Raw genomic sequence first — 18,568 nt, forward strand, 5'->3', positions numbered from 1 at the left:
TTAGTGGAGGTTAGGAAAATGACAAAAGTTTATTATGAAGATGCAGTGAAAAATAACGTGCTAGAAGGTAAAACAGTAGCAGTAATTGGATATGGCTCGCAAGGTCATGCCCACTCTCAAAATTTACGTGATAATGGGAACCAAGTAATTATTGGTATTCGTGAAGGGAAATCTGCAGAATCAGCTCGTAATGATGGTTTTGATGTCTATTCTGTTAGTGAAGCAGCTGAAAAAGCCGATGTTATTATGATACTTTTACCGGATGAAACGCAAGGCGATACGTATGAAAAAGAAATTAAACCACACTTAAAAGCTGGGAATGCACTAGTTTTTGCTCATGGTTTTAATATCCATTTTGACGTAATTAAGCCACCTAGTGATGTGGATGTTTTCCTTGTAGCTCCAAAAGGACCTGGACATCTTGTTCGTCGTACTTTTGTTGAAGGTGGTGCGGTCCCTTCTCTATTCGCTATTTACCAAGATGCAACTGGCAATGCACGTGACACTGCCCTTTCTTATGCAAAAGGAATTGGAGCTACTCGCGCTGGCGTTATCGAAACTACTTTCAAAGAAGAAACTGAAACGGATCTATTTGGTGAACAAGCTGTCCTTTGTGGCGGGGCAACTCATTTAATTCAAGCAGGATTTGAAACACTTGTAGAAGCCGGCTACCAACCAGAACTTGCTTATTTTGAAGTACTCCATGAAATGAAATTAATTGTTGATTTAATGTATGAAGGCGGCATGGAAAAAATGCGCTATTCCATTTCTAATACAGCAGAATATGGAGATTACGTTTCTGGTCCACGTGTCGTTACAGCAGATACTAAAAAAGCGATGAAAGAAGTACTTACGGACATTCAAAATGGAAACTTTGCTAAAGCTTTTATAGATGATAATAAAAATGGCTTTAAAGAGTTCCATAGAATGCGCGCGGAACAACAAGGTCATCAAATCGAAAAAGTCGGTGCTGAACTTCGTGAAATGATGCCATTTGTGAAACCACAACATTAATACTTAAGACGATTGCTAGGTAAGAATCCTTGCCTAGCAACCGTTTATTCCATTTCATTATGAGTTTAAGAAAGAAATATTTCTTTCCTAAACTGATACTGAAAGCAGGAAAAATCCAAGCTTCCCTATCTAATATAAAACAAGAGGTGAAATCGAATGAAGAAAATCCAGTTTTTTGATACAACACTACGAGATGGCGAACAAACCCCTGGAGTTAATTTTGACGTAAAGGAGAAAATCCAGATCGCCTTACAACTCGAAAAACTCGGGATTGATGTAATTGAAGCCGGCTTTCCGATTTCTTCTCCTGGAGATTTTGAATGTGTCAAGGCCATTGCAAATGCGATTAAACATTGTTCTGTAACAGGGCTAGCTCGCTGTGTGGAAGAAGATATCAACCGAGCTGAGGAAGCGCTTAAAGAGGCTGTTTCTCCGCAAATACATATCTTCTTAGCAACTAGCGATGTACACATGAAATTTAAATTAAAAATGAGTCGGGCGGAAGTTCTCGCTTCCATTAAACACCATGTTAGTTATGCAAAACAAAAATTTGATGTCGTACAATTTTCACCAGAAGATGCCACAAGAACCGATCGAGCTTTCCTTATTGAAGCTGTTCAAACGGCAATTGATGCAGGTGCAACTGTCATAAATATTCCAGACACAGTCGGCTATACAAATCCTACTGAGTTTGGTAAATTATTCCAAGACTTGCGCCGTGAAATCAAGCAATTTGATGAGGTTACATTTGCTTCCCACTGCCATGATGACCTTGGTATGGCTACCGCAAACGCACTTGCTGCAATTGAAAATGGGGCAACTCGCGTGGAAGGAACCATCAACGGTATTGGCGAACGTGCTGGAAATACTGCACTTGAAGAAGTAGCTGTTGCTCTCCATATTCGCAAAGATTTTTATCAAGCAGAGACGAACATCATTTTAAATCAATTTAAAAATGCGAGTGATTTGGTAAGCCGTTTGTCAGGCATGCCCGTTCCTCGTAACAAAGCGGTTATCGGTGGAAATGCTTATGCACATGAATCAGGCATTCACCAAGACGGTGTGCTAAAAAACCCTGATACGTATGAAATTATTACACCAGCGCTTGTTGGTGTAGATAAAAACTCACTACCACTTGGAAAACTTTCCGGCAAACATGCATTTAATACGCGTATGGAAGAAATGGGCTATGCGTTAAACGAACAAGAACAAAAAAATGCTTTTAAACGATTTAAACAACTTGCAGATGCAAAAAAAGAAGTCACCGAAGAAGATCTTCATGCGCTGATTCTTGGTCAGTCTTCTGAGTCCTCAAAAGATTTTGAACTAAAACATTTACAAGTTCAATATGTTACTGGTGGAGTCCAAGGAGCCATTGTCCGCATTGAAGAAAAAGATGGTGTTACTACAGAAGATGCTGCAACAGGCTCTGGTAGTATTGAAGCGATTTATAACACGATTAATCGTTTAATGAAGCAATCTGTGGAATTAACGGATTACCGTATTCAAGCAATCACTGCAGGCCAAGATGCTCAAGCAGAAGTTCATGTGGTTATAAAAGATACTAAAGGTTTAGAATTCCATGGTATCGGCATTGACTTTGATGTACTAACTGCAAGTGCCAAAGCTTATTTGCACGCCTCAGGGAAAAGTAAAATTGCGAGTAACCAAGCTGATTTTGAGGAGGTAAAATAACGTGGCTTATAAAATCACCTCCCTTGCTGGTGACGGTATTGGACCAGAAATTATGACAGCTGGCATAAAAGTCCTTGAAGCAATCGCCAAAAAATATCAGCATACATTTACAATAGAATCACATCCTTTTGGTGGTGCTGCAATTGATGTAGCTGGTGTTCCACTCCCCACCACAACATTAAAAGCTTGTCAAAATGCCGATGCTATTCTACTCGGCGCAATTGGTGGGCCTAAATGGGACAATGCTACAAAACGACCAGAAGATGGATTGCTGGCACTTCGAAAGGCTCTTGGTCTTTTCGCCAATATTCGCCCCATTCAAGTTCCAAGCTCAATAACACAGCTATCCCCTTTAAAAAAGGAAATTGTTGAAGGAACTGATTTTATTGTCGTTCGTGAATTAACTGGCGGTCTATACTTTGGCGAACCTAAACATTGGGATAATAATTCAGCAGTAGATTCGTTAACTTACACGAGAGCAGAGATAGAACGAATTATCGAAAAAGCTTTTACCATTGCTGCCACTCGGAATAAAAAAGTAACTTCAGTAGATAAAGCAAATGTTCTTGCTTCTAGTAAATTATGGCGTCAAATCGCGGAAGAAGTAGCAAGTAGACATCCAGACATCACTTTAGAGCATTTATATGTAGATGCTGCGGCGATGCTTCTTATTCAGCGCCCCACTTCATTTGATGTTATTGTGACAGAAAATTTATTTGGCGATATTTTAAGTGATGAAGCTTCTGTTATTACAGGTTCGCTTGGGATGCTCCCTTCCGCTAGTCATGCTGAGAACGGTCCTTCTTTATACGAACCAATTCACGGCTCGGCACCAGATATAGCTAACCAAAATATTGCTAATCCAATGTCGATGATTTCTTCCATTTCAATGATGCTTCGTCAATCTTTCGGCCTTTTTAAAGAAGCTGATGCAATTGATAAAGCAACTGCCACAACAATGGAAGCTGGATTTTTAACTGCTGATCTTGGAGGGAATACATCCACTACTGATTTTACAAGTGAAGTACTAAAACAAATTAAAGGAGGAGAATAAAATGGGGCAAACACTATTTGATAAACTTTGGAATCGCCATGTCATTTCTGGCAAAGAAGGTGAACCGCAATTATTATATGTTGATCTCCATTTAATTCATGAAGTTACTTCTCCTCAAGCTTTTGAAGGGCTTCGTATGGAAAACAGACCACTACGTAGACCCGATAAAACTTTTGCAACGATGGATCACAATGTGCCAACAGAAGATATTTTCAACATTCAAGATCTTGTGGCTAAAAAACAAATTGAAGCACTTCAAACAAACTGTGCAGAATTTGGTGTTACGTTAGCAGATATGGGAAGTGACCGTCAAGGAATCGTTCATATGGTTGGTCCAGAAACAGGACTTACGCAACCGGGAAAAGTGATTGTTTGTGGTGATTCACATACTGCAACTCATGGCGCTTTTGGAGCAATTGGTTTTGGGATTGGCTCTAGTGAAGTAGAGCATGTCTTTGCAACCCAAACAATTTGGCAGCAAAAGCCAAAATCTATGGGAATTGAAATTAACGGGAAATTGCCAAAAGGTGTCTATGCAAAAGATATTATTTTGCATTTAATTGCCACATATGGTGTTGCCTTTGGTACTGGATATGCGGTGGAATACTACGGCGAAACGATTCGTAATATGTCAATGGAAGAGCGAATGACCATTTGTAACATGGCAATTGAAGGTGGCGCAAAAATGGGAATGATGGCACCAGATGCTACTACGTTCGAATATGTTCGCGGTCGTGAATATGCCCCTACCGATATGGAAGCAGCCATTCAAGACTGGGAAACACTTGCGACCGATGAAGACGCTACCTATGATCTTCATATCGAAATGGATGCAAGCATTTTAGAACCATATGTTACTTGGGGAACCAACCCGGAAATGGGCGTCCCCTTCTCAAAAGCATTTCCTGAAATCAAAGATATGAACTATGAACGTGCTTATGAATATATGGGACTAGCGCCTGGTCAAAAAGCTGAACAAATTGAACTTGGTTATGTTTTTATCGGTTCGTGTACCAATGCTCGCCTGTCTGATTTGGAAGAAGCAGCACGGATTGTTAAAGGAAACAAAGTCAAAAATAATATTCGTGCTCTGGTTGTTCCTGGTTCTCGACAAGTTCGTAATGCTGCAGAAGCAATTGGACTTGATAAAATATTTAAAGAAGCTGGTTTCGAGTGGCGTGAACCTGGTTGTTCGATGTGTCTCGGTATGAATCCCGATCAGGTTCCAAATGGCGTTCACTGCGCTTCGACCTCCAACCGAAACTTTGAAGGTAGACAAGGAAAAGGCGCACGTACACATCTAGTTTCCCCGGCAATGGCTGCTGCAGCGGCGATAAATGGGCACTTTATTGATATTCGTAAGGAGGCGGTTATAAGTGGAAGCAATTAAAGTTCATATCGGTAAAACAGTTGCACTAATGAATGATAATATTGATACGGATCAAATCATTCCTAAAAGTTTTTTAAAACGAATTGAGCGCACTGGTTTTGGAGAATTCCTCTTTGATAGTTGGCGCTATTTGCCTAATCGTAAACCTAATCCAGATTTCCCGTTAAATGCTCCAGACCGTCAAGAAGCGACTATTTTAATTACTGGAGATAATTTTGGCTGTGGTTCTTCTCGGGAACATGCTGCATGGGCGTTACTAGATTACCGTTTTCGCGTGATTATCGCTGGAAGTTATAGTGATATTTTTTATATGAATTGCACAAAAAATGGTGTCCTCCCTATCGTTCTGCCAAAAGAAGCACGCGAAAAATTAGCGGAACTTTCAGCAGAAGAAAAACTAACAATCGACTTACCAAACCAACAAGTTATTAGTTCAGTTGGGACTTACCCGTTCGCAATAGATGCAACATGGAAAAATAAATTTATTAATGGATTAGATGATATTGCGATTACATTTGAATATATTGATGCCATTAAAGCATATGAACAAAAAGTCGATTCGATATAAGAAAAGGTTGTGAGGATGATGGAATTAGTTGATTTATTAGTAACAGAGAAAGATGTAGAAAAAGCTTATAACGTATTAAAATCTATCGTCAGACATACACCACTCGAATATGATTTTTACCTTTCTGAAAAATATCATTGCAATGTGTATTTAAAACGAGAGGATTTACAACGTGTTCGTTCCTTTAAATTACGAGGTGCTTTTTATGCAATTTCAAGACTTCCAGCAGAAAAATTAGAACGTGGCGTAGTTTGTGCTAGTGCTGGAAATCATGCGCAAGGTGTGGCTTACACATGTAAACGCATGACAGTTCCAGCAACCATTTTTATGCCTACAACTACTCCACAGCAAAAAGTATCACAAGTAAAATTTTTCGGTGGTAGTAATGTAGAAGTAGTTTTAATTGGTGACACATTTGATGCTTCTGCGGCAGCGGCCAAAGAATTTGCTATAGAACATGGGCAAGCTTTTATCCCACCCTTTGATGATCCAGATATTATTGCTGGTCAAGGCTCTCTTGCTGTTGAAATGGTGGCAGATTTAAATAAAGCGCATGAACAGGCTGATTATGTATTTGCTGGAATTGGTGGCGGCGGATTAATTAGCGGTGTGGCAACTTACTTAAAAGCGAAAAGTCCTATCACGAAAATAATCGGTGTCGAACCAGATGGCGCACCTTCCATGACCGAAGCCTTAAAACAAAACCAAGTCGTAAAACTAGATAAAATCGACAAATTTGTTGATGGAGCTGCGGTCAAAGAAGTTGGTAATTTAACTTTTGAACATGCGAAAGTATTGGTAGATGAAGTAACGACTATTTCAGAAGGCGCTGTTTGTTCAACGATTTTAGATATGTATACGAAACAAGCAATCGTTGCCGAACCTGCTGGTGCTCTGTCGGTTGCTGCACTTGACACCTATCGCGAGGAAATCAAAGACAAAACAGTGGTCTGTGTTATTAGCGGTGGTAACAACGACATTAATCGAATGCAAGAAATAGAAGAACGTTCCTTGCTACATGAAGGTTTAAAACATTATTTTATCGTTAATTTCTCACAAAGACCTGGAGCATTAAAAGAATTTGTTAATGATGTGCTTGGTCCACACGATGATATTACCAAGTTTGAATATACGAAAAAAGTAAATCGTGGTAATGGTCCGGTTATTATTGGCGTACTTCTCCAAAATAAAAATGATTATGAGGGGTTGGTTGAACGAGTCGCCGCATTTGATCCTAGTTATATTCCTATTAATGACAATCAAACACTATATACACTTCTTGTGTAAAAGGGTTCCTACTTTTTAGTAGGAACTTTTTTATATTACAGTTTAACATGCTGTTATAGTTGTAATTTATTTTAAAAACCAGTTTAAAATCTTTTGTTTACGGTTATAAAGTAGTATAATAAAGTTATCAAAATAAAACTGTATTATTAAATTCGTTTTTTCATATATAACAATTCAAGGAGTGGCAATTATGGACGCAGTAAGAAAAAATCGATTATTTCAGCATTCAACTATGGCAGCACTAGTTGGCGGGCTATTTAGCGGAACAACTAGTTTTAAAGAATTATTACAGCATGGAGATCTTGGTATTGGAACACTTGATGAGTTTGACGGTGAACTAATTATTTTAGACGGAGAAGCTTTTCAAATTCGTTCTGACGGTCAAGCTTATAAAGTTAAGCCGGAAGACACAACACCTTATGCTAGTACTACTTTTTTTGACGCGGATACTTCTTTTAAAGTCACGGAGCCAACAACAAAACAAAGAGTGGAAGAACAAATCGCGGAATTAGTACAAGGGCCGAATGTTTTTTATGCGGTAAAAATGACTGGAAATTTCAAATTTGTTGATACACGTGTGGTTCCCAAACAACAACGACCTTATCCGCCATTAATAGAGGCAGTGAAAGAGCAGCCAACTTATCATTTTGAATATATTACTGGGACTATTGTTGGCTTTTGGACTCCTGCTTATATTAGCGGAATCGGCGTTTCTGGTTATCATGTGCATTTCATTGATGATTTGCGAAAAATTGGTGGTCATGTGTTTGATTATGAAATGCTTGAAGGAACGATAGAAGTTGCCCAACAAACAGAATTCGAACTACAATTACCACAAACGACCGAATTCCTTAGAAGTGATTTAAGTACACCAGATATGTTAGAGCAGATTGAAGCCGCGGAAAATTAATGTTATTAATCAAAAACCAGAAATTAGATTATTCCTCTAATTTCTGGTTTTTTGATTTATTATAGTTGAAATCTATTTTATTTTGCTGTTAAAGATAGATAATCATCTGTTAATGGCATATAACCTGTTTTATTTTGGTAAGTTACTTGATACCATACACCTATGTTAGTGTCCATATCAACTTTTACTTTAGCATTTGCTGGAACTACTTGACTGATACTACTATCCCAAGTTGCTTCACTTCTTAAATTTAATGCATTGATGGCATAGTATGTTTTTAAATTTAATGGCGTTGTCACTAAGTAGTTATCGTTTAAAATCATGTAGCCTGTTTTACCAGCATAAGTGACTTTATGCCAGCCATTTGTGCCAGCTTTTACATTGACTGTTACTTTTTCACCTTTTTCTACTTTTTGAGCTACATCGCTTTCCCATGTTGCTGCACTTCTTAGATTTAAGTTATCTTTCGCATAATAAGTTTTTAATACCGCTGTTTCAGATAGATAATCACTAGTTAACGGCATATAACCTGTTTTATTTTGATAGGTCACTTTGTACCATGCGCCTGTATTGGTGTCCATTTCAACTTTTACTTGTGCGCCTTCTGGTACTGTTTGACTGACGCTACTATCCCAATTAGCGGCACTTCTTAGATTTAACGCATTGATGGCATAGTAAGTTTTCATATTTAATGGCGTTGTCACTAAGTAGTTATCGTTTAAAATCATGTAGCCTGTTTTACCAGCATAAGTGACTTTATGCCAGCCGTTTGTACCAGCTTTTACATTGACTGTTACTTTTTCACCTTTTTGTACTTTTTGAGCTACATCGCTATCCCATGTTGCTGCACTTCTTAGATTTAAGTTATCTTTCGCGTAATAAGTTTTTAATACCGCTGTTTCAGATAGATAATCACTAGTTAACGGCATATAACCTGTTTTATTTTGGTAGGTCACTTTGTACCATGCGCCTGTATTGGTGTCCATTTCAACTTTTACTTGTGCGCCTTCTGGTACTGTTTGACTGACGCTACTATCCCAATTAGCGGCACTTCTTAGATTTAACGCATTGATGGCATAGTAAGTTTTCATATTTAATGGCGTTGTCACTAAGTAGTTATCGTTTAAAATCATGTAGCCTGTTTTACCAGCATAAGTGACTTTATACCAGCCGTTTGTACCAGCTTTTACGTTGACTGTTACTTTTTCACCTTTTTGTACTTTTTGAGCTACATCGCTATCCCATGTTGCTGCACTTCTTAGATTTAAGTTATCTTTCGCATAATAAGTTTTTAATACCGCTGTTTCAGATAGATAATCACTAGTTAACGGCATATAACCTGTTTTATTTTGGTAGGTCACTTTGTACCATGCGCCTGTATTGGTGTCCATTTCAACTTTTACTTGTGCGCCTTCTGGTACTGTTTGACTGACGCTACTATCCCAATTAGCGGCACTTCTTAGTTTTAATGTGTTAATCGCATAATAAGTTTTCATATTTAACGGCGTTGCCACTAAGTAGTTATCATTTAAAATCATGTAACCTGTTTTACCAGCATAAGTGACTTTGTACCAGCCATTGTTATTTGATTTTAAATCCACAATTACTTTTTCGCCTTTTTGTACTTTTTGAGCTACACTACTATCCCATGAAGCTTGTGTTCTTAAATTAATGTTGTCTTTTGCATAGTAGGTTTTTAATACAGGTGTGGTTGAAAAATAGCTTGTTGTATTTAGCATATAACCTTTAACGCTACCATAGGTTACCATACACCAGCCATTCTTATCGCTGTCTAAATCAATAGAGACTTTTGCTCCTTTTGGTACTTTCCCAGCAACCGAGCTATCCCAATTGTTCTGAGTGCGTAGATTCAAGTCTGAGACCGCGTAATAGTATTTGCTGCCTAGCTTTTCTTTGAAGTTGAAAGGTCTTGCATAACCAACAAAATGATCTTTCCAATAACTACCGTTAATATTATCAATTTTAACACCATCGTTTTGTGCATTGATCATTTTTCCATCACCTATGTATATTCCTACATGTCCTGGGTCTCTGAAATACACTAAATCTCCTGGTTTTTGATTTCCAGTCTTCACTTTATCAGAATTATTATATTGTGGTCCTGATGTATCACCAATTTTCACTCCTGTAACTTTTTTATATACATATTGTGTATAACCCGAACAATCGAAAGAATCCGGTCCCGTTCTATTAACTAGTGAATATGGTTTCCCTAAATGTTTCTTCGCTTCATTATAAAGCTCCTCAAATGTGCTATTCGTATTAACTGCCGCACTGGCTTTGATTGTAAACGGGGTAAACATCCCAAGTACAATCGCAAAAATGCATAGTACTGATATAACTTTTTTCATTTCTCCATCTCCCTATTCTTTTGATGCAAAATAAAAAAACGATACAATTTGTAACCGCTTTTATTTTGTATATTTATAATAACATATTTTTGTGTGAAAAAAGTATCATTCGCAAGAATAATAGCGAAATTTACAATATAATAACAAAAAAAGCTGTGAAAACAGCTTAACATCAACATACAAGCTATATTCACAGCATAAAAAATATTATTCAGTAATAACTTTATGAACTAGAGTTGGAGCAGTTGCCTGGTCGGCGATTTCAATGTTTTCGTAGATTTTTGCTTGAACGCTTGCTACGTTATCTTGATCTGCAAAAATGGTTACTAGTGACTCGCCTACTTTGACAGGGTCGCCTACTTTTTTGCGAAGCATTAAGCCAACTGCTAAATTAATTTCATCTTCTTTGATTGCTCGACCTGCGCCTAATATCATTGCTGCAATACCAATTTCATCTGCAACAATTTTACTTACGAAACCAGCTGTTTTTGCTGGTACTTCGATTTGGTATTTAGCTTGTGGAAGTTTTTCTGGATTATCCACAATGCTTGCATCCCCGCCTTGATTGGAAAGGAATGTTTTAAATTTCTCCAAGGCTGCACCGTTTTCGATTACTTCGATTAGCTTAGCACGAGCTTCGTCTAATGTTTCTGCTTTTTTAGCAAGTACGACCATTTGACTACCTAATACTAAAACTAATTCTGTTAAATCTTCTGGTCCTTGTCCTTTAAGTGTATTGATGGCTTCTTTTACTTCCAGTGCGTTTCCGATTGCTTCTCCAAGTGGTTGAGACATATCAGAAATGACTGCCATCGTGTTTCTGCCAACATTATTACCGATACGGACCATTGCATGGGCAAGGTTTTCTGCATCTTTATCTGTTTTCATAAATGCACCAGCGCCTGTTTTCACGTCCAGCACAATTGCATCAGCACCAGCGGCAATTTTTTTACTCATAATCGAACTTGCAATTAGTGGAATTGAATTTACCGTACCTGTTACATCACGAAGCGCGTACATTTTTTTATCTGCAGGGGTTAAATTACCAGATTGACCTATAACTGCTACTTTATCGCGATTCACTAAATTAATGAAATCTTGTTTATCTAATTCAATGTGAAAGCCTTCGATGGATTCTAATTTATCAATTGTACCACCTGTATGACCTAACCCGCGACCAGACATTTTAGCGACTGGAACACCTACTGCCGCAACTAGGGGTGCAAGAACTAGTGTGGTAGTATCACCAACTCCACCTGTACTATGCTTATCTACTTTAATGCCTTTAATTTCGGATAAATCAATGGTCTCACCAGAATCAACCATTGCCATTGTTAAGTCTGCGCGTTCCTCATCATTCATATCTTGGAAAAAGATTGCCATTGCAAGAGCGCTTGCTTGATAATCTGGAATGTCCCCATTTGTATATCCATCAATAAAAAACTGAATTTCTTCCGTTGATAAAGCTTTTCCATCCCTTTTTTTAGAAATAATATCTACCATTCTCATTTCTTCGTCACCCTTTCTTTTCGCTATTTTAGCATTTCTATGTATCACATTTGAGAACGGTTACACATTTTAAGTAAACCGTTTTACTAAACAAGAACATGTCCTTAACATGCTCACTATATCGTACTCATTCACTGGTTGTCAATACTTTTTGTGCTGCTTCGATTGATTAATGAAATCTCTAATAGTCGGTCTTCTAATTTTTCAGTTGGATTTTGAATGTTTTTCAGTAAAAGTTCTGCGGCAACTTCCCCAATTCGGTATATTGGTTGACGAATCGTTGTTAGTGGTGGTGTCATATATTCGGAAAGTTCAATGTCATCAAAACCAATCACGCTTAAGTTATCAGGTACGACTAAACCTTTTTCCAGGGCTGCGCGATATGTTCCCATTGCCATTAAATCATTTGTTGCAAAAATAGCGGTAACATTTTCTTTTAATAATTTTTGCGTTGCTAAGTAGCCAGCATTCATTGTTTGGTCACCACTAACGATCCAACTATCTTGTACTGTCAGTTTGTATTCTTTCATACAAGCCAAATATCCCTCATATCGCTCATGTACATTGTAAAAAGAAGTATCTGAAATTATGATACCAATCTTCCTATGTCCTAGCTTTATTAAATGTTCTGTAGCCATGAACCCGCCTTTAAAGTCATCAATCGTAATATTCCCTTCTGGTCGCGGATTCCGCTGTCGATCTAACAAAATATACGGCGCCCGCTTTTCTTCCATGCGATTAATAACTCCTGAAAGAAGAATATTTGGGCTGGCGATAATTAAACCATCCACAGCCCGGTGTAATAATTCTTCTACATATAAATCTTCACGTGCTTTATCATTAGAAGAGTTACAGAGCATAATCATATACCCATCTCTATTTAGGTAATCTTCCGCCCCTTTAACCATTTGCGAAAAAAATGGATCGGTAACTTCTGGGACAATCATTCCAATGGTATTTGTGTGACTAACAATCATATTTTTAGCAAAAAAATTTGGTTTATAGGACATTTCTTTTGCAGTTTTAAGAACTTTTTCGCGAGTTAAGTCACTAAATCGTTCTCCTTTGCCATTTAAAATTTGAGAAATAGTCGTAATTGAAACACCCGTTTTTTCTGCTATTTCGCGGATGGTTGCAGCCATTTAAACTCCCCCAGTCAGTTTATCTATCCTTTTTATTTTGCCATACTTAAGCATAATAATAAAGGGGTTTAGGGAAAATTAGTAATTATCTGGTTTAGCTGGTTTTTCGCCGGAAACGATTGCTACTCCCGCACTTGCACCAATTCGAGATGCACCAGCTGCAATCATTTTTTCTACGTCTTCTTTTGTGCGAATTCCTCCTGATGCTTTTACACCAATATCGGGACCAACTGTTTTACGCATTAAGGCGATGTCTTCTACAGTAGCGCCTCCTGTTGAGAATCCAGTAGATGTTTTTACGAAGTCCGTTCCTGCTTTTACAGCGATTTCACATGCGCGTACTTTTTCTTCGTCCGTTAATAAACATGTTTCGATAATTACTTTTACTAGGGCATGACCTTTAGCTGCATCAACTACTGCACGAATATCACGCTCAACTAATTCATTATTTTTATCTTTTAATGCACCGATATTAATAACCATATCTACTTCTTTTGCACCATTTTTAATTGCATCGTTTACTTCAAGAGCTTTCACTTCTGGTGTGTTTGCTCCAAGCGGAAAACCAATAACGGTACAAACTACAGAATCAGCACCTGTTAACTGGTCTGCTGATAATTTTACCCAGGTTGGATTTACGCAAACGGAAGCAAAACCAAATTCTTTTGCTTCTTTAGTTAAAGTTAAAATTTGTTCTTTTGTTGTGTCTGGTTTTAATGCTGTATGGTCAATCATTTTAGCAATATTCATTTCAAAAAACTCCTTTATTGTTGGATTTGCCTTTATCATAGCGTAATACAGAACATTTGTAAACTAATCGTTGAAATTATGTTCAAGTAAGTGTTTTGCAGTAAATTGATCTGTGATAAAGTGATTGGCATACCCGCCACGAAGAGCTCCGTGAATTGCTTGAACTTTTCGCTCGCCGCCTGCCACTAAAATAGTTGTTTCTTTTTGGTTTAAATCTTGTAAATTTATGCCGATGGTTCGCTCATTCATTTGCTGATCTGCAATATCACCATTGATTGTGAAAAATCGAGAACAAATATCACCAACTGCTTTTTCCTTTAAGCGATTTTTTTCTTGTTCCGTAAAATAACCAAGACGGAATAATAAGGCTTCCTCGCGAACTGTTCCTACTGTAAAAATCGCTACATTTGCTTTTTTGCCTAATTCAATAATGTTTTTAATATGTCTGTCTGCTTCGACCATTTGTTTGGCTACAGGGTTATCAAGCACTACTGGTAGTGGCAAGGAGACTGGCGCTGTATCAAAAGCCGAACCAAATAAAGCTAATGTTTCTGCAGCATAGGTATGCACATCTGAATGACTAACTCCACCTTTTAACTGCACTATTTTTATTTCAGCTTTTAAAGGGGTTAGTTTTTGGGCTATTTTATACATCGTTGTTCCCCAGCTGACACCCAGAATATCTCCATCTTGAATAATCTCTGATAAATATTCTGCAGCACGTTGGCTAATTTGCTTCGTTATTTCAGGATAATCATTTGTTTGGCTAAAAGTAACAGAGACGTTTTTTAATTTATATTTTTCTTTTAACGCCGTTGCTAGTTCGGCGAGATTCGCAAATGGATCTTGGACTTCGATTTTGACATAGCCTTTTGTTTTGGCATTTTGTAGTAGTCTTGAAACAGTTGGGCGTGATACACCAAGCCTAGCAGCAATTTCCTGTTGGCTAAAATCCGCTTGATAGTAAAGTCTTGCAACTTCTATACTTAGTTGTTCTTTTTGTTTATCCATTTCGTCCCTCCCGCTTTTCTTTTTAGTATAACGCAAGAATAGAAAGAGTTCGAGGCTAAAAATGATTCTAAATAGAAAAGAGCCTGGGACATAAGGGTCTCTAAAATGAAAAACAAGCAGAAATCATGTCTAATCCATTTTTCGAAATGGCTCTATACAATGATTTCTGCTTTTCTATTTTTCAACTTTTAGTGCTGAGCTTTAGTTTTGTCCCAGCCTCTCGCAATATAAATTATTTGTTTACGGGCAAGGCTCCCACGACTTGATGCGGAATATATAATTCCTCTAGATAGTCTATTTCTGAAGTAGACAATTTAATATCAAGAGCCGCTACTGCACTTATTAGATGACTTTCTTTTTGGGCACCAATAATCGGTGAGGTAATTTCTTTTTTATTTAACATCCAAGCAAGCGCAATCTTATCTCTTGTCACTTGATGTTCTTCCGCTAGTTTTGCAACACGTTCTATAATACCTTTATCCGAATCCATCGCGCCATCATACTTGGATTTTTGGATGGCATCTGTTTCTGAACGATAAGTAGTCGCTGCTAAGTCTCTAGTTAATCTCCCAGAAGCAAGTGGGCTATACGGTGTAATGGCCAATTTTTCATCTCGGCAAAATGGAATCATTTCTCGTTCTTCTTCACGATAAATTAAATTGTAATGGTTTTGCATGGAGCTAAATTTAGTCCAACCATTTCTTTCGGCAACTCGCTGCGCTTTTTGGAATTGCCAAGCATACATTGCGCTTGCTCCAATATAGCGAGCTTTCCCCGACTTAACAACATCATGCAATGCTTCCATGGTTTCCTCAATCGGTGTATTTTCATCAAAACGATGAATAATATATAAATCTACATAGTCTGTTTCTAGTCGTTTCAAACTATGGTCAATTTCACTTAAAATCGCCTTTCTAGATAAGCCACCACCATTAGGACGTTCTGGACGCATGCTTGAATGTACTTTAGTCGCAAGTACAACGTCATCTCGATTTGCATAATCCTTTAAAGCACGTCCAACAATTTTTTCACTTTCGCCATAAGAATAAATATTTGCGGTATCAAAGAAGTTAATTCCAAGATCAAGTGCTTTTTTAATAATTGGCCGACTGTTCTCTTCATCTAAAACCCATTTATGTAGCCATTTATCTTTGTCACCAAACCCCATTGTTCCTAAACAAATTTTTGAAACATCCATCCCAGTATTTCCAAACTTTACATATTCCATTGAAACCCCTCCATTATTTATGATACTTATAGCATAAACCTTAAAGTCCACTCCAAGTCAAATTTGACCACAAAAAAAGAAAACCTTTACACGAATAGAAAGGTTTTCTTTTGTTTCTTAATAAAATTGATCTGGTAATAATGTTTCCCCGAGTTGGATATTATCGCGATAATCAATTGGGATATCTACCACTACCGGGCCTTCTGTTTCAAGTGCTTCTTTTAAAACATCTGCTAATTCTTCTGGTTTGGTTACTCTAAGTCCTTTGGCACCGAAACTTTCTGCAAATTTCACGATATCAACATCACCAAAACGAACAGCGGCTTCTTTACCATATTTCATTTTTTGTTGGAAGGCGACCATATCGTAACTACCATCATTCCACACAAGATGAACAAGTGGCGCCCGTAATCTAACCGCTGTTTCTAGTTCCATTGCCGAAAACAGGAAGCCGCCATCCCCAGAAATGGATACTACTTTTTCCCCTGGATGGACAAGAGTAGCTGCAATACCCCAAGGAAGTGCTACACCAAGCGTTTGCATGCCATTACTAAAAAGTAAGCGGCGTGGTTCATAGGAACGGAAATGCCGAGCCATCCAAATATAATGTGAGCCTACATCGACAGTTACCGTTACATTATCATCTATTGCTGAACGAAGCGTTTGAATAACAGATAACGGGTGAACACGATTAGTTTCATCGCTAACCGGCGGAACATCTCTTTCTTCTAGTCGATCATGCAATTCTTTTAAAGTAGCTAGTTCTTCATCTGCTAACTCTAGCCCACTAAACTTAGCATTTACACGGTCTAACGTAAGTGCAATATTCCCTACTAATTCAGTTACAGGTTGATAATAATGATCTATATCTGCTCGAATATCATCTAAATGGACAATTGTTCTATCCCCTGATGCATTCCAAGCTTTTGGATCGTATTCAATAGGGTCATAACCAACTGTAATAACTAAATCTGCTTTATTAAGCAAAATATCGCCTGGTTGATTGCGAAACAGACCTACTCGTCCAAAGAAATTATCTTCTAAATCGCGGGAAATCACGCCGGCAGCTTGGAATGTTTCTACTACTGGAATACTTGTTTTTTGAAGCAAGCGTCGAATTGCCCCGGTTACTTCTGGACTTGAAGCACGCATTCCTAATAATAACACAGGCAATTTTGCTTTTTTCAAACGAGTAACTAACTTAGCGACTTGTTCTTTTGAAGCAGGTCCATTTTCCGGTTTTGCTAATGGACGAATTGCTTTTACAGGAACATTTGCTTCATTCACAATATCCTGAGGTAAACTAATAAACGCAGCACCTTGATTAGGCTCAGCAGCAGAGCGAAATGCGTTTGTAATCGCTTCTGGTATACTTTCCGCATGCACTACTTCTTCGCTATATTTTGTTATCGGACGAAAAAGAGCAGCATTGTCCATGGATTGATGTGTTCTTTTTAGGCGGTCCTGTCTCGTTACATTCCCAGCAATGGCAACAACTGGATCACCTTCTGCCGTTGCTGTTACAAGACCTGTGGCAAGATTTGATGCCCCTGGACCACTAGTTACTAATACCACACCTGGTTTCCCTGTAAGTCGACCAATTGCAGCAGCCATAAATGCGGCATTTTGTTCATGACGACTCACAATCAATTCTGGTCCTCGCTCTTCCATAACATCAAATACTTTATCAATTTTCGCACCCGGAATGCCAAAAACGTGGGTAACTCCTTGATTAATTAAACTATCAACAACTAAATCAGCACCCGATTTCCCTTGATTAACAATTTTTTCTTGTTCTATTTCTTGCTTTTCCATCTCTATCATCCTTTGTTATATAAAATAATTAATTTTAAATAGTACAGTTAACAATTAAATCCTATTCACAAGACTAATTATACTACTTAAAGCAATTATTGCAAGATTAGCGACTTATAAACTGTTATATAATTAAAAATAAACTGTTATATAAAAAAGAGAGCTTAGCATTCGGGAATGCAACTATTTTTTGACACAATATAAAAAGAGCAACTCAATAAGCCATTTTTTTTCGATAATCTATTGGCGAAAGATAGCCTAGTTTGGCTAAGATTCGTGATTGTTCCAAAAATAGATGTAATTCTCAACTATATCGATTACAATGTTATTAGAACCTATGGGTTCTTTATGAAGGTAGAATGTTTCAGACTTTAGTGAGGAATGAAATGATTCTATTGGGGCGTTATCTGAAGGTGTTCCTTTACGGGACATACTTCGGATAATGTTTTTTTGTTTAGCTACTTGAAAGAATTCTTTCGAAGTGTAAGTCGCCCCTTGATCACTATGTAAAATGGCTCCCTTAGGCAATGTCTTAATCTGATTTAAAGTATCTACTGGCTGTGCATTTGGATGATTGGATATTTTGTATGCTACAATCTCACTATTATAGGTATCCATAATCGTAGATAGATATAACATAGATTTACCAAAAGGTAGATAGGTGATATCCGTTGTCAATTTTTGGCGTGGTTTTTCTGCCTGCCAATTTTTAGCAATGACGTTTTCAAACGTCTTATAGATAGTTCCTGGCTTTCTAAATTTTTTCTTTTTCGCCTGGCAGTTCCATCCTCTATTACGCATAATTTTAGCCACTTTATTAATT

General features: G+C 37.7%; 15 protein-coding genes. 7 read left to right on the forward strand and 8 right to left on the reverse strand.

Going from position 1 to position 18,568, the window contains the following annotated elements:
- Positions 1-18 precede the first annotated feature (18 nt).
- The 7 genes from ilvC to budA all read left to right on the forward strand — a co-directional run bounded on the left by ilvC (position 19) and on the right by budA (position 7,918).
- The gene (ilvC, locus tag HCJ50_RS03360; RefSeq protein ID WP_185395479.1) at positions 19-1,014 is read left to right on the forward strand and encodes a ketol-acid reductoisomerase; all 996 of its coding nucleotides are present in this window, start codon (positions 19-21) and stop codon (positions 1,012-1,014) included.
- Between the two features lie 156 nt (positions 1,015-1,170).
- Positions 1,171-2,709, forward strand: a complete 1,539-nt coding sequence (locus HCJ50_RS03365) for a 2-isopropylmalate synthase (RefSeq protein WP_185395480.1) — start codon at positions 1,171-1,173, stop codon at positions 2,707-2,709.
- Position 2,710: 1 nt separating this feature from the next.
- Positions 2,711-3,763, forward strand: coding sequence for a 3-isopropylmalate dehydrogenase (gene leuB / locus HCJ50_RS03370; protein WP_185395481.1), 1,053 nt, complete (start codon positions 2,711-2,713; stop codon positions 3,761-3,763).
- Position 3,764: 1 nt separating this feature from the next.
- A complete protein-coding gene (gene leuC / locus HCJ50_RS03375) occupies positions 3,765-5,153 on the forward strand; it encodes a 3-isopropylmalate dehydratase large subunit (protein WP_185345437.1) in 1,389 nt (462 codons plus the stop codon).
- Positions 5,140-5,721, forward strand: a complete 582-nt coding sequence (gene leuD, locus HCJ50_RS03380; protein WP_185345439.1) for a 3-isopropylmalate dehydratase small subunit — start codon at positions 5,140-5,142, stop codon at positions 5,719-5,721. Before leuC ends, leuD begins: the two co-directional genes overlap by 14 nt.
- Before the next feature lie 18 nt (positions 5,722-5,739).
- Positions 5,740-7,008, forward strand: a complete 1,269-nt coding sequence (gene ilvA, locus HCJ50_RS03385) for a threonine ammonia-lyase (RefSeq protein ID WP_185345470.1) — start codon at positions 5,740-5,742, stop codon at positions 7,006-7,008.
- Between the two features lie 190 nt (positions 7,009-7,198).
- Positions 7,199-7,918, forward strand: coding sequence for an acetolactate decarboxylase (gene budA / locus HCJ50_RS03390; protein ID WP_185345442.1), 720 nt, complete (start codon positions 7,199-7,201; stop codon positions 7,916-7,918).
- 77 nt (positions 7,919-7,995) lie between these two features.
- On the opposite strand, the gene HCJ50_RS03395 is transcribed toward budA, so the two are convergent.
- The 8 genes from HCJ50_RS03395 to HCJ50_RS03430 form a co-directional block, all read right to left on the reverse strand.
- A complete protein-coding gene (locus tag HCJ50_RS03395; RefSeq protein WP_185395482.1) occupies positions 7,996-10,290 on the reverse strand; it encodes an SH3 domain-containing protein in 2,295 nt (764 codons plus the stop codon).
- Between the two features lie 207 nt (positions 10,291-10,497).
- Positions 10,498-11,799 (reverse strand): pyrimidine-nucleoside phosphorylase, encoded by a 1,302-nt coding sequence (locus tag HCJ50_RS03400; RefSeq protein ID WP_185349556.1) that lies wholly within the window; start codon positions 11,797-11,799, stop codon positions 10,498-10,500.
- Positions 11,800-11,930: 131 nt separating this feature from the next.
- Positions 11,931-12,941, reverse strand: coding sequence for a substrate-binding domain-containing protein (locus tag HCJ50_RS03405; RefSeq protein ID WP_185349558.1), 1,011 nt, complete (start codon positions 12,939-12,941; stop codon positions 11,931-11,933).
- Between the two features lie 78 nt (positions 12,942-13,019).
- The gene (gene deoC, locus HCJ50_RS03410; protein WP_185349560.1) at positions 13,020-13,691 is read right to left on the reverse strand and encodes a deoxyribose-phosphate aldolase; all 672 of its coding nucleotides are present in this window, start codon (positions 13,689-13,691) and stop codon (positions 13,020-13,022) included.
- Between the two features lie 63 nt (positions 13,692-13,754).
- Positions 13,755-14,702, reverse strand: coding sequence for a sugar-binding transcriptional regulator (locus HCJ50_RS03415; RefSeq protein WP_185349562.1), 948 nt, complete (start codon positions 14,700-14,702; stop codon positions 13,755-13,757).
- Between the two features lie 232 nt (positions 14,703-14,934).
- A complete protein-coding gene (locus HCJ50_RS03420) occupies positions 14,935-15,930 on the reverse strand; it encodes an aldo/keto reductase (protein ID WP_185349564.1) in 996 nt (331 codons plus the stop codon).
- 117 nt (positions 15,931-16,047) lie between these two features.
- Entirely contained in the window at positions 16,048-17,745 is a 1,698-nt protein-coding gene (gene alsS, locus HCJ50_RS03425) for an acetolactate synthase AlsS (protein WP_185349566.1), read from the reverse strand.
- A gap of 267 nt (positions 17,746-18,012) precedes the next feature.
- Complete coding sequence (locus HCJ50_RS03430; RefSeq protein ID WP_187127464.1) at positions 18,013-18,546, reverse strand: IS3 family transposase; 534 nt, start codon at positions 18,544-18,546, stop codon at positions 18,013-18,015.
- Positions 18,547-18,568: the final 22 nt, after the last annotated feature.

Origin of the sequence: Listeria immobilis, assembly GCF_014322765.1 — a bacterium.
Lineage (GTDB): Bacteria > Bacillota > Bacilli > Lactobacillales > Listeriaceae > Listeria > Listeria immobilis.

Coding starts and splice junctions, on each gene's coding strand:
- ilvC (WP_185395479.1), top strand. CDS start 19: ATGACAAAAGTTTATTATGAAGATGCAGTGAAAAATAACGTGCTAGAA.
- HCJ50_RS03405 (WP_185349558.1), bottom strand. CDS start 12,941: ATGGCTGCAACCATCCGCGAAATAGCAGAAAAAACGGGTGTTTCAATT.
- leuC (WP_185345437.1), top strand. CDS start 3,765: ATGGGGCAAACACTATTTGATAAACTTTGGAATCGCCATGTCATTTCT.
- HCJ50_RS03365 (WP_185395480.1), top strand. CDS start 1,171: ATGAAGAAAATCCAGTTTTTTGATACAACACTACGAGATGGCGAACAA.
- budA (WP_185345442.1), top strand. CDS start 7,199: ATGGACGCAGTAAGAAAAAATCGATTATTTCAGCATTCAACTATGGCA.
- alsS (WP_185349566.1), bottom strand. CDS start 17,745: ATGGAAAAGCAAGAAATAGAACAAGAAAAAATTGTTAATCAAGGGAAA.
- ilvA (WP_185345470.1), top strand. CDS start 5,740: ATGGAATTAGTTGATTTATTAGTAACAGAGAAAGATGTAGAAAAAGCT.
- HCJ50_RS03395 (WP_185395482.1), bottom strand. CDS start 10,290: ATGAAAAAAGTTATATCAGTACTATGCATTTTTGCGATTGTACTTGGG.
- HCJ50_RS03430 (WP_187127464.1), bottom strand. CDS start 18,546: ATGCGTAATAGAGGATGGAACTGCCAGGCGAAAAAGAAAAAATTTAGA.
- HCJ50_RS03420 (WP_185349564.1), bottom strand. CDS start 15,930: ATGGAATATGTAAAGTTTGGAAATACTGGGATGGATGTTTCAAAAATT.
- HCJ50_RS03400 (WP_185349556.1), bottom strand. CDS start 11,799: ATGAGAATGGTAGATATTATTTCTAAAAAAAGGGATGGAAAAGCTTTA.
- HCJ50_RS03415 (WP_185349562.1), bottom strand. CDS start 14,702: ATGGATAAACAAAAAGAACAACTAAGTATAGAAGTTGCAAGACTTTAC.
- deoC (WP_185349560.1), bottom strand. CDS start 13,691: ATGAATATTGCTAAAATGATTGACCATACAGCATTAAAACCAGACACA.